General features: G+C 24.1%; 9 protein-coding genes. All 9 read right to left on the bottom strand.

Going from position 1 to position 14,347, the window contains the following annotated elements:
• Positions 1-44: 44 nt before the first annotated feature.
• Positions 45-1,001, bottom strand: coding sequence for a DUF6270 domain-containing protein (locus K4897_RS08885; RefSeq protein ID WP_019267066.1), 957 nt, complete (start codon positions 999-1,001; stop codon positions 45-47).
• Positions 1,002-1,043: 42 nt separating this feature from the next.
• Positions 1,044-1,643: a class I SAM-dependent methyltransferase gene (locus tag K4897_RS08880; RefSeq protein WP_019267312.1), complete on the bottom strand. Its 600-nt coding sequence runs from the start codon at positions 1,641-1,643 to the stop codon at positions 1,044-1,046.
• A 57-nt stretch (positions 1,644-1,700) separates the two neighbouring features.
• Entirely contained in the window at positions 1,701-3,191 is a 1,491-nt protein-coding gene (locus tag K4897_RS08875) for a glycosyltransferase (protein ID WP_176607317.1), read from the bottom strand.
• A gap of 36 nt (positions 3,192-3,227) precedes the next feature.
• Positions 3,228-5,804, bottom strand: coding sequence for a glycosyltransferase (locus tag K4897_RS08870; RefSeq protein ID WP_019267063.1), 2,577 nt, complete (start codon positions 5,802-5,804; stop codon positions 3,228-3,230).
• Positions 5,805-5,818: 14 nt separating this feature from the next.
• Positions 5,819-7,060, bottom strand: coding sequence for a nucleotide sugar dehydrogenase (locus K4897_RS08865; RefSeq protein ID WP_250416105.1), 1,242 nt, complete (start codon positions 7,058-7,060; stop codon positions 5,819-5,821).
• Positions 7,061-7,105: 45 nt separating this feature from the next.
• Complete coding sequence (locus tag K4897_RS08860; RefSeq protein ID WP_019267061.1) at positions 7,106-8,083, bottom strand: glycosyltransferase family 2 protein; 978 nt, start codon at positions 8,081-8,083, stop codon at positions 7,106-7,108.
• An 18-nt stretch (positions 8,084-8,101) separates the two neighbouring features.
• Positions 8,102-9,376, bottom strand: a complete 1,275-nt coding sequence (locus tag K4897_RS08855) for an FkbM family methyltransferase (RefSeq protein WP_019267060.1) — start codon at positions 9,374-9,376, stop codon at positions 8,102-8,104.
• 317 nt (positions 9,377-9,693) lie between these two features.
• Complete coding sequence (locus tag K4897_RS08850; protein WP_019267059.1) at positions 9,694-10,734, bottom strand: FkbM family methyltransferase; 1,041 nt, start codon at positions 10,732-10,734, stop codon at positions 9,694-9,696.
• 19 nt (positions 10,735-10,753) lie between these two features.
• Entirely contained in the window at positions 10,754-14,335 is a 3,582-nt protein-coding gene (locus K4897_RS08845; protein ID WP_250416104.1) for a glycosyltransferase, read from the bottom strand.
• Positions 14,336-14,347 lie beyond the last annotated feature (12 nt).

Raw genomic sequence — 14,347 nt, 5'->3', positions numbered from 1 at the left:
TTAGCTATAAAAACATTATCTAATTACATTAAAAAATATTAAAATTATAAGTTTTCTTCTAATTTTTTCTTTAAAAACATATTTTCTTTTCTTAAAACACCATTATTTTTACAATAAAACTTTTTTTGATCATGTATTTTAATTAATTTTTCTTTTAAAATTTTCTGTTGGAAAAGTAAATGCTCAATTTCTTTTTCATAATTTAAATTCTTATCTGCCAAAAATTGATAATTTTTTGAAATATTATCAAATTCAACAATATGTTTAAGCTGATTAAATTTATCTGAATAATAAGACTTTTCATAATGTGTTCTACCAGAACCCCAAATATGAGATTCATCAGCTAAATAATCTCTACCAAAATACATAATTTCAACATCATAATTATTTTCTATGTATAACTCCAAATCTTCAATATAACTATTAACATTTAACAAATAACTATTTCCACTTTCATCAACAATTGTCTTGTCTTTTTTTAATATTTTTGTTGCATATCTTGCAGAATTCAAAATAATCTTTGAAGATTGACAATTATTTTTTAAAAAATTAAAAAATAAATCTATACTTTCTTCATATAATTTGAAATAAGTTTTTGAATCCTCAATTATTGTCAATGCAGTTGATTTGTCTTTGATAGTTTCATAAAACTTAGTTTTTGGTAAATCCCAATAATTATTTGTAATAATATTTCCATCATCTAAAATTAAAATTCCAAAAATCAATTCATAAATAACATCCATAATAATATAATCTGGAGGATTATTTGCTATTTCAGAAAGCCAACATTTACTTAAATCATACCTAATAGAATCATTGTAATCATTTTCAAATATTATGTCCTTTTCATCAAATTTTATGTTATTTTGCATCAAACTAATGATAGATGTTCTTTGTGAATAAGAAATTATTTGAAAAAAAGTTTTATAATTTGGAACAATTTGTGAATTAAATAAATCCCTTGACACACATGATCCAAAAACACCAACTGTAAAAACCAAAAAGAAACCTCCTTAATTAACTAACAATGAAAGAAAATTAACTTATTCATTAATTTTTTTTAAAATTAAATCTAATTTATTTTCAAGATTATCCATTCTTTTTTCTAGATTATTATTAACACCATACTGTTTTCTAGCTATTAAAACACAATCATACCACGGATAAGAAATTTCATCATCATTAACATAGCATTCCAATATTTGCAATCCTACATAATTAGCTACCTGTTTCATACCATCATCAGTGAATCTGAAACAGTCATAAGGATTTTTGTGAACCGGCCCTGCACTAGGAGCAATAATACAACATAATCCTCCAGGTTTTAAGATTCTTTCAATTTCTTTTATAGCTTTCCAAAAGAATTCCATATGTTCAAAAGCCTGACCAGAAACAACAACATCAAAAGAATTATCTTCAATTTCAATCCAATTATAAATATCTGAAACAACAATGTCTATGTTAGGACCTTTCTGAATATCCATACCCTGATATTTCCAGTTATCTTCTCTTAAAAATCTGCCGTAATTATAAGAAGTATCACTAGCATCATAAGATCCGATGTCCAAAATATTTAAGGGTTTTTCTGGGTTTAAATAATCATTCTTAAATTTTTCCATTGATTGAAATGAACTTTTATGCAAAAAATTATCCTCCAAAACAATTTTCATTAAAAAATATTAAAAATTACAGATAACTAATTAACTCTTAAATTTATTAATCAACTTTTTCCAAGAACTTTTTGAATTAGTTATCTTCAATTTTATCTCTTCTTCCAATTCTTTATTTTCTTCAAATAACTTTTTATTTTTTAAGGATAAATATCTGTTCCTACCTCTTAAAGCAATTAAATCTTTTTTGATAGAATTATACTCCTTATTTAAAAAATTATACTCAGTACTTATAGAGTCATACTCCTTATTTAAAGAATTATACTCAGTACTTATAGAGTCATACTTCTTATTTAAAGAATTATACTCAGTACTTATAGAGTCATACTTCTTATTTAAAGAATTATATTCCTTATTGATAGAATTATATTTATTATTAAGAAGAACAACTTCTTGCTTTATACCATTTAATTCAGAGGATAACTCTTGAATATTATTTTTCAAATTGCCATTTGATACTTCCAAACTATATTTATCCATTTTAACTTCACGAATTTTATAATTTAAAATAAATTCTCCATTCGTTTGGGATTTTAATATCATTCTATAAAAAATTAGATTTTCCACATCTAAATTTAGAATAAAATCCATATAATGTTTATTATTAATTTCATCAAAAAAATGTTTAATTAAATTAAAAATTATATTTTTATTTTCGGCACAAATATAACTTTTTTTAACAAAACAACAAATATAATTAAGTAAATTTCTTGAAACAACATTAAACAAAAACAAATTGTCAAATAAATTAATAATATTAATAAGTGTATCAAAATAACTTTTATTAAATACAATTTTTGAAAAATCATAATTATTTATAAAAAAATAATTGCAAAAATCGTTACCAAAAATAGGATATTCCTCTTTTTTTATATCTTCTTTAATATAATATGGTTGCATTTCTTTTCGTTTAAATGCCATTATACTATCAAAAAAACCAATACTATTTGAACTCAAAAAAGTTTTAAAAAAGAAATATACATTATCAAAACTTATATCCGTTGGAAATGATAAATTCAACTTTTTTAAAAAAGAAACATTATATAAAATATTAGTAATCTCATGAGAACTAAAAAACAAATAATCCATAAAATCTTTTTGATTTTTATGTGAATTTAATAAAGAATACTCAAAATATTCATCGTGCAAAATTTCTTTATTTTCAGTTATAATTCCTGATGGATAAAAAAGCATATCACATTTATTAATGCAAACATAATCATATAATGCATCAAAAGTAATAAACATGAAAAAATCCTCTTGATTAATAAATGTTACATACTCACCATTAATAATATTTATTATATTTTCAGACTTTTTTTTAGAAAATACTTGAAAATGTTCATTTTTACCAGCAAAATATTTTAGCCAATCATCAGAACAATAATTTATACAAACAATTTCAATTTGTTTTAATGTTTGATTTAACAAACTATGCAGACAATCTTTAACATAATTATTATTATCATAAATAGGGATAACAATTGAAATTTTAATATTATTTTTATTAATTTTAATCACCTTTAGCAAATATAATCATAACACAACAAATATTTATTAAATAAGATAAATATCAACCAATAAATCATCATTCAAATACTGGCCAATTACATTTTCAAATAAATTACCATTAAATATAACATTATCCAAAGTATTAGTAGTACTAAACATGAATTTATCATATTCATCAAACCTAATTCCAAAATTTTTAGATAAATACTGATAATGTAATAATGATTTTTTTATAAAATCCTTATTAACAGAAACATCTGCAAAAATAAAAAAATCATTATCATTAAAATCATCTTTTAAACTTAATAAATCTTTTTTTAGAATAAATAAAATATCTTCTTTTTCAAGTTTATTGTAAATATTCCTATTACCTCTTTCATTATCAATTACAACAATTAAATTTTTAAATGGATATTGAATTGAACTAAAATGTTTCTTAATATCTTCAATTTTAGTACTCTTTGTTAAATTATAAAAGATTGTAACATTGGCATATTCCTTTTGATAATCAAAGTTTATTGAATCTAATATATATTGGAAACGTTTAGTATAATTATGATTCTCCAAAACATTATATAAATTATCTTCAATAATATTATCTATATCTAAATTATTAAAATCCAATTTATCCAATTTATCTAAATAAATAACATTATTTTTAAAAATATCATAAATCCCTTTAGAAAAATTTGAAATAACAAAGGTATTTGATGACATTAATTCAAATATTCTCCTTGCAAACATAGTATAAGAATCTACAACAGTATTAATATTTAACCCAAATTTACTTTCCTTATACACTTCAGACATTTTATTAAATGGAACTGCAGGATATATATAGTTAGTATATTTCCTTGGAAAAATTCTATTAGACCAATTTTTTCCATAAGCTCTATCATAAATTTTTAAATCAAAATTACTTTCCAATATTTTATCAAAAAAATCGACCATTACATTGCATCTTTCTTCAAATTGCTTATACCAACTACCTGCAAATACAATCAAATCATCTTTTCTAGTTTCATTATGAATCGGATTAAATAATTTTAGATTAGATGCAAACATCAATGGATAAACATTATAATGTCCCCTAGAATTATATTTAGAAATACACTCTTCAGATGTTGTGAAAATATAATCAAACCTTAATGCAGTATCAATAAAATTATAATCTTGATTATTGAAAGATGTAGGGTCCTCTTTATTCCAAAAAACAGTAGGAATATTATGTTTATTACAATAATCTAATATTTTAAAAAGTTCATTTCTAAACTCTTTTTTAGTATTATAATTAACACCGATTTTTTTAAACCAAGGCCCATCATGTTTACTTTCAACCGCTATTCCATCAACCATTTCATCTTTAAAAAATCCATGATAAGCAGATTCACAGAAAAATATATCTGGTTGATTTTTTTCAAAAGATTCTAACCAATTATGAGGCTCTAAAATAATTGGAATAAATTCATCTTTATACGAATTATATGTGAAAGCATCCATGATTAAAGCAACCTTAATATTTTTCTGTTTTAATCTTTTATTAACTTTAGAAATATTATTTATAGAATTATCGCTCTTTTTAATTGAAGAAATATATTTAATTGCTTCATCATATTTTTTAATATTTAGTAAATCAAATAATAATTTGAAATTAGTTACATTAACATCAAAATCATAAGATTCACTAAAAAGAGGCTGTGCTTTTTTTAAAATTTCAAGCATCTCATCATAACTTAAATCATTACCTACTAAAAAATTGTTTGTAAAATAGACTAATTTAGATTTTAAAAGATATTGAACAAAAGGATATAACATATCTTTTTCCTTACTAATATTTAACATGATTAAATAAGCATCCAATCGACCAAGATTTCGTTTTAAGTCTTTTTGAAAACTTAAAGAATTATTATTTTCATCATTACGAGAGTTATTATAAACATAAATAATTTTATTTAAAAAAACAATACCCCTAGCATTAATTAATGAATTAAATAAAAAAACAGAATCTTCACCAGGAATATATTCTGGAAACTTAATAGTATGTTTTTCTATAAATTTCCTTCTAAAAATTTTACTAGACAACCCAAAATTTCCTAAAAAATATTCCATATCTTTAATTGATGAAAATTTCATCTCATCCCTAAAAACATTATCAAAATCTCGTTGTCTATCTTTCCAAGTATCAAGAGGATTAGTAAAAGAGTTTATTAATAAACCTGGAAAAATTACTTCATCATCATTATCAATTATAGAATGCACACCAGTAACAATATCTGCATTTTCATCCTCAATTTTATTAAAAAGAATTTCACAAGCATCTTCTTTAAGAACATCATCAGGATCTAAAAAAATTAAATAATCAGATGTTGCATATTCCATACCTACATTACGTGGTTTACCTGCAACACCAGAATTTTTATTCAAAAATACTCCTTTAATATTTTCATAAACATTATCATAAGCACTAATAATCTGTTTACTTCTATCTGTAGAACAATCATCAACCAATATAATCTCTAAATTTTCAAATCCTAATGACTGAGCAAATAAAGAAAATAAACATTTTTCTAAATACAATTCAACATTATATACAGGAATTATAATACTAACTTTATATTTCATTTTTTTCAACTCAATCAAAAAATATTATATAAGTTTCCATAATTGTAAAGCTTAATATCTTCAGGTACTTCTTTTATTATATTTTTGGTGTCAAATATAATTGGATTTTTCATGTTTTCTTTGATTAAATCGTAATCAAGGTCTTTAAACTCATCATGGTCGCATAAAATTAAAACAAGGCTCGCATTTTTGGTGGCTTGGTTTAAATCAACATATTCTTCATTGGCTACATGGGGATCACAGATGCTTATTTCATAGTTGTCTTCTTTTAATTTAGCTATTATCTCATATGCCGGACTTTCCCTGTCATCACCAGTGTTTCCTTTATATGCAACTCCTAAAACTGCTATTTTGCCATTTGGTGTTATTTTTTTAACATTTTCATATACAAATTCGGGCATTGAGTTGTTGGTGTCTCTGGCTAGTTTTATTATTTTTGCATATTCCGGTGCTTTTGAATAAATGAAATAAGGGTCAATAGCTAGGCAGTGTCCTCCAACTCCAGGTCCTGGTGAGTGCAGGTTTACTCTTGGATGTTTATTTGCCATTTCAATTACATCCAATGCATTTACTCCTATTTTAGTACATATTTTTGTAAGTTCATTAGCTAGTGCAATGTTAACGTCTCTAAAAGTATTTTCCATACATTTGGATAATTCTGCAGTTTTTGCTTCTGTTTTCATTAATGCACCTTCAACAAACTGACCATAAACTTCACTGGCTTTAATTGAGCATTCAGGGGTTATTCCACCTACAATACGATCATTATGTACTAATTCATACATGATTTTTCCTGGAAGGACTCTCTCAGGGCAATGGGCAAGGTATAAGTCTTTTCCTATTGTGTAACCGGCTTTTTCAAAAATAGGTTTAACATAATCATCCATAGACATTGGAGCTATTGTAGATTCAACAATTACAGTATTTCCTTTTTCCAAATAAGGAAGTATGGATTCACATGCACTGATAACATAACTTAAATCACATGTGTAATTTTCAGCAATGTATGGTGTTGGCACAGTTATTATAAATGCATCAGCTTTTACAGGTGTTGTTGAAGCAGAATATACGCCTTTTTCAACAGCTTTTTTAATTATTTCACCAATTCCAGGTTCTTCAATATGAATTTTTCCCTGATTTAAAGTTTCAACAACCTTTTCATTAACATCTACTCCAACAACTTCGCAATGATTTTTAGTAAAAAGTGCAGCTGTTGGCAATCCGATGTAGCCTTGTCCAATAATACAAATTTTCATAAATATCCTCCAAAAATATTATCTAAACATCATATATCTAAAAAATCATTTTTTCTCAACTAAACTTAAATATTCATCATAAGATTTTGCTTTTAAAACATTCTCTAAAAAATTACTGTTATTCATATATAATAATCCTTCCATAGAACTATTGTACTTTTTAAGATATTTTTTTATATCTTTAAAAAAATCATCCTTATTAATTTCGCCAATATCTAAAAACCATGATTTAATACCAAATACCATATAATTATATAATTCAACTTTAAATTTATCAAAAATATTATAATCTTTAAATAAATCAAAAAGAATATCATAAATTACAAGACAATCCATATACCTATCATCAGCACTTGTAATTATAGAATGTTCCCTATGTCTTCTAAGATAAAGATATTTATTATAAAAATAAATTTTTTTAGCAGCTAACATAACATGAAAATGAAAAACATTATCCTCAAAAATAAGGTTTTCAGGGAAAGATATATCATTATCTAAAAGAAAGTTTTTAGAATACACTTTACAACAAGTTGAATTGCATGTGGAAAACAAAATATCTGATATATCTTTATAAGTGAATATAGACTCGCCAACAGAATCATATAAATCTTTCATTTTAAAATATTTTGTTTCAAATATTTCATTAGTATCATTATCATAATTTAATAACGGGAAAATCAATAAATCTAAATTATTATTCTTTAAAATACGATATAATTCTTCCAATGCGGAATCTAACCTTAAAATATCATCAGAATCTATAAAATATACATATTCCCCTTTAGCATATTTTAGGCCAGTATTTCTTGCACCACCTGGACCCTTATTAATTTGAGATATAACTTTCATATTTTCATTATTACTCTCATATTTATTTAAAATATTTAAAGAATCATCTGTAGAACCATCATCAACACAAATAATTTCAATATCCTTTAATGATTGACTTAAAATACTCCCAATAGATTCTTTTAAATAACTTTCAGAATTAAAAACAGGCATTACAACAGAAATTTTAATCATAAAAAACCACTATCTCCCCTAACGATCTAACAAAGGCCATTTATTATAATATTTTTCTTTAACATATGCAAAATCATATGTAAATTGAGATTCATTAACAAGAATCTTTTTAAATCCAAATTTTAATAAATCACTCTCAAAATTTTCACCATCTATAAAATGTCCCTCACCTACAATTAAATCAAATTTATTTATTAATTTTGATTTAATTAAATCATTAATGATTTTATATTCTGCTCCTTCAGTATCTATTTTCAAAACAATATTGGATGTAATATTATGATTATCAATAATCTCTGAAATAACATTACTAGCTTTTTTGACATTAACCTTTTTTATATACTTATTATTTTCTTTAGTACTAATCTCTTTTTGAATGGGTATGTCAGGAAACATAGTATTAACCCCATCACACCCCTCTAAACAATATAAATCAACTTTACCCTCTTCATCAGAAAGTCCGAAATTATAAGTTGTTATTTTGTCTTGTAAAGTAGGATTAATATGAATATTTTCTAAAGCTAACCTATGAGTTTCATCATCAATCTCAAAACCAAAAACATTATAACAGTTCTCAAAATTAGCGAATTTTAAAGAGGAATAACCTCTATTCATCCCCACATCAAAAACTACAAATTCATCAAACTGATATAATTGAGGAAAAATATATGAATTTAATCCTATAACTTCATATAATGTCCAGATATGATTATTCGTTAATAACTTTATACCATCTTTGGTTTCAAATAATAATCTATTTTCATATGGGGAGTAAGCCAAAAATTCAATATTGTTAAAATAACATAAATCAAATAAAAAATCAGTATCGAGAACTTCCTTTAATAAATTTTCATAGCCTTTAAAAAAATAATTTTTATACTCATAATATTTTTTATATAAATCCTCTCTTAATAAAACCTTGTTAAATTCTTTTTGAAAACTACGAGAATCACCATTTCCATTAAAATCATTATCCGAAATTTTTTGATGCTCCGCAAAAACACCAAAATAATCAATCACATCCAACTTTTGAATTAAATTCAATAATAACTTATTATTATCCTTTATAAGTTTCATTGATTCTTGAATTGATAATTCAATATTATTATTAATCAAAATTTGGTGTTTCTTAAAATTATTAACATCTTTATGTAGTTTCTTAAAATTTACCATATAATCATTTTGTTTATGCGAATAATACTCTATAAACTTCTCAAATATAGTACATTTTTTTAAATATAACTCAAATATAGAATTCACATCATTAGTAAAATCATCAGAATCTAATTTCAATTAAACCCCCCCTTTATTAACCATTTATTAATAAAATCAAAATTATTTATTAATCTCATAAATATCTAAAACGCTACTAAGTTCATTATCATAATTAATTTCATTAAATGTCAGTTACATTAAATTGTTTAATTTAAAATAAATATCATCACCTAATTTATGATTTCAACATCAAGTTCTAGAATTATAATTTAAATATGCTAATCTTTTAAATTAATAAACAAATTATTAACAATAATAATTATATAAATTATACTATTTATATTTTCCTTATTAATAACATAAACACGAATCAATACTGATTTTAAAAGTGTTAATCAATCATTAATTATTTTGCATTTTAAAATAGTATCCGCAATAAATGTCCAGGGCTGTTCTTTAATAATCTCAAATTTATAACCTAGATCTAAATTCTCAATCCAAGGTTTTATTTCAAAGAAATCTTCAACACTATGATACATACTAATAAACAGCATTGGTTTTTGGCTTTTTATTGTTTCAATAGCTCCATTTAAAAGATCCTTTTCCGCTCCTTCAACATCAATAGTAATCAAACCAACATCCAAGTTATTTTCCTTGACAAATTGATCAACAGTCACCTCTTGAACTTTTAGCTCTTCTGTATATTTTCTTAAGTTAGAATCAGATGTAATCCCCTGAAAATTATCATTAGCTAAATATAAACTTCGCTCACCATTAATATTTCCTAAAGATTTGTTTACAGGTTTTATATTTGAAATATTATTTATTTCAACATTTTCTTTTAATAATTTAAAAGACTCTTCAAATGGTTCAAAAGCAAAAACATTTTTATGAGTAACTTCAGATAATGGAATTGCAGTATCTCCAGTAAATGCTCCTGCATCAATTATATCTTTATTTTCAAGAAAATTCTTATCTTCTTTACTTAAATTTAAATCTATAAATCCATGAAGATTATATCCGCCTTTAAAGTTATATTTTCCTATTTTATCCTCAGATACATTATTTATTTTAAAATCTGTCCACTGTTTTTGTTTTTCCAGTTCATCATCAAAAAATAAAGTTTCTCTTCTGTTATAATTAATAGCTAAACTTCTTAAAAAAAGCCATTTAAAGTAGTTTTTTGATTCTTTAGGTAAATTTTCAACCATTTTCTTGAATTTTTCCTCAAAATCATCTCTAAAATAATAATTTATATAAGACCAATTACAAAAGCTAGCTGCAGTATGTTCATTAGCTCTAATTTTACTAAGATTGTTATATTTATCGTTAAGAGAATCAATCTCTTTATGTAAATTTTCTATTTCTTGTTTAAGAACTTTATTTTCCTGAATCAACTTTTTTTTATTTCCAAATAAATTATTCATAATTGTCATAATCTGGCCTGTTAGTTAATTAATTTTCATAAATCCAGTCATAAACTCTTTTAGAGTTATTTTGGTCATTGTATTTGTAGAACTCGTCAACTCTTTTTTTATAAACTTCTTTCATTTCACAATCATTATCCAAATAATCTTTAATTAACTTTATTAAATCATCATCTTTTTTAATAACTTCTCCAAAGCCCATTGTTTTATAATCAAAATAGCTTTTGGATAAATCAAAGTTATAGTCATCTGAGTATTGATAATATATAACTGGCTTTTTAAGATATGAAAAATCAAAAGCAACAGATGAATAATCAGTTATAAGTAATTTTGACTCATTAAATAGTTCCTGATAAGTATTTTTATCATCCACAATAATGTTTTTATCTAAATCAAACAAATGAATAAAATTTGCCAAATTTGGATGCGGTTTAAAAATTATTTTATAACCTTTATCTTTAGCATAACCAATTAACTCTTCATTATTTAATAAATCATTTAATCCTTTAAAGTATTTGGAATTTTTAAGAGCAAATTCACTTTTTTGCAAATATTCTCTCCAGGAAGGCATTATTAATATCTGTTTTTTGAGATTATTATTTTCCAAATTATCAAAACGTGGAAATCCAAGTGTTTGAATAATTTCAGGAGAATAATTATAATCTTCACCTAAAAAGGACTTTCTTTCTAAAGGAGAAACTGTTAAAATTAAAGATAAATCCTTATCATATTTTCTAATCCATTTAGAAATATTATCTTTTGTAACTCCATGCTGTAAGAAGTATTTCTCTGATGTAATCAGTCCACTGTATAAATCTCCATTTTTGGCATAAAAAGGATTTAAAATGTTTTCATCAGGATGTGAAGAGATTATTTTATCTGCAAATAAATAGATTAATCTTTGTTTTAGTGAATAAAATGGTAAAACATTTTTATATTTGTTTGTTAATCTGGAATAATCTTTACTATCCTTTGAAACCGTGAAATATTTTTTAACATGATCTTTTCTGGATAGTGCATACTTAAATAATTGTTCAGCATTATCATCAGCCTCATTTCGCCTATCCATAAATAACCAGATTTTTTTATTTTTTAAAAATGGATATAAAAAAAGATACATTAATCTAAAAGCCAATGCAGAAGTATAATACGGGCCTTTATCATTATAGATTTTCATTAAACATTTATACTCCAATTTTAACATTTTAATAAATGAATATGATGTTATATAAAAAGAATTATCTTTAAAAACCACAATATTATTGTCTTTAATTAAGTAATTGCTGCTAGTTGATAATCTTGCATGCTTTTCAAAAGTAATTGGAAGATTAAATGATTCATTTCCACTTAAAACATTTATAGTTAATTTTTTGTCTTTAATTTCATCTACCGGAATTTCCAAATCAAAATCATAAGGAAATTTATACCCAACTGATAAAAATTTTAATGGTTTCCTTGTAGGATAAACAAATCGTTTAGAGATAAATTCCTTATTTTCACACTTAGCTACTATTTCAATATTGTCCGGATTAAAATTACTCATTAAAAGACCTGATATGTTTAAAAAGCCATTTTTTATATTAACTATATCAATGTAAAATCTGTGAATACCTAAACGGTCATTAAGCTGCAATTCATTAATTGTTTTGGCAGTTAAATCAGACTGTTTGATAGTTAATAAAAACTCGCGAACATTATTATCTAAAGTTTTATAGTTTTTAATAATATCTTCATCAATATAAGATAAGACATCTAAGAAAACTTCCCAAAATTCATTAATTTCTTCTTTAGTTAAAATATTCTCAATTTCTTCAACTTTTACCATCCATTGAAGATCATAAAGTAAAGTATACTGGATAAACTTTGGAGTTTTACCATATTTTTTAACTGAATAATCAATAAGTTCCTTAAAGTAATATTTTAACCTGTCTGTAAAAAATCCTTTCTTTTTTTGAGAATTATCAATTGTAGATGACTCATCAAAGCGTTTTCTATATAAGTAATTGGCATTTTTAACCAAACCTAATTTCGGATTATCAATAAGAATTTTATTAATGAATAATGCATCTTCAGAATTAACAATACCTGTATTAAATCTTAAATTACCAATAGCTTCCCTTTTAATAAAAGCTGATGAAGCTGAAAGCTGCGGATAATCAGGTTCATCTAAAAGATTAACTACTTTTTCGTTTTTATATTTATAATTAAGAATATGTGCTCCTTTCTGATTGTCAAAAAAAGTTATAGGTATTGATATAACATCTGCAGCAGGATTTTTCACTAAAAAATCATAAACTGCTTTAAAAGTACTTGGAGACAGTTTATCATCACTGTCAAGGAAGTTTATATAATCTCCCTTAGCATATTCTAATCCTAAATTACGTGCACTTGCCTGACCGCCATTTTCTTTAGAGATTACCTGAATATTATAAGGATAATTTTTCTGATATTTCTTAGCTATTTTTAAAGAATCATCATTACTTCCATCATCAACTATAATAAGTTCCACATTATGTTCGAATCCAAAATTTTGAACTGTTAAAGATTCAACTGCATCTTCAAGATATTTGTCATTATTATAAGATGCCATTATAACTGAAAATGGCTTATATGAATCCAATTTTTCAAATTCTTCAAGATTATTGGAATTCAATACTTTTAAAGTTCTTGATTTTATTTTAAAATCCAGTTCATCAACATTTAATGAAAAATCTTTTGAATTTTCATTTAATATTTCATTAAATTCTTTTTTCATCAGATTAAAGAAATTTTTTCTATATTTTGGAGCTGTCTGGCTGAATCTCCATAAAATAAGATGGATGAATCTGTTGTAAACCTGTTTTTTATAGACATTTATATAATTAGTTTCAACTAATAAGTCACAAATTAATCTGAAAATATGAATAATATCACTATAATCTTTATCCAAACCTTTAGAAACTGTTGAACCTTTTCTGTTTGTTCTGTAATAATATAAGTTTTCATCAATTAAAGAAATCCTTTTAGCTTTAAGATAAACATTGTAAAAAAAGACTTCATCTTCAAATATATATTTTTCCGGAAATCTGATATTATTTTTTTCAACAAAAGACCTTCGATATAACTTGTTGTAAGGAGTTACTGAAATTAATGAAGTGAACTCTTTAGTATCTAAATTATTAAATACCTCTTTTTTAAACCCGCTGAAACATTTAAGAGAATAATACCATAAATTATCATCAATTACATGTGTTTCATTATCAAAAGAAGAAACCTTACACATTACCAAATCCAAATTTCCATTAACTGATTTATTATACAATTTCTCAAGCATGTCTTTTTTTATAAAATCATCTGCATCAACAAAAGATATAAATTCACCGCAAGCATTGTCCAATCCAACATTACGTGCAGTTCCCTGTCCTTCATTTTCTTTAGAGATTATTTTAATTCGGTTATCTTTTTTAGCATAATTTTCTAAAATTTTTAAAGAATCATCAGTTGACCCATCATTAATGCAAATAATTTCAATATCTTCTAAACTCTGGTTTAAAATACTATCTAATGATGTTGATAAATAAACTCCAACATTAAAAACCGGAACTATTACAGAAACTTTAACTTTCGACATGATTCAGTAACC

Origin of the sequence: Methanobrevibacter sp. TLL-48-HuF1 (assembly GCF_023617305.1) — an archaeon.
Taxonomy (GTDB): Archaea; Methanobacteriota; Methanobacteria; order Methanobacteriales; family Methanobacteriaceae; genus Methanocatella; species Methanocatella intestini.
The sequence above is the reverse complement of the archived record's forward strand: the minus strand, read 5'-3'. Positions and strand labels throughout refer to the sequence as shown.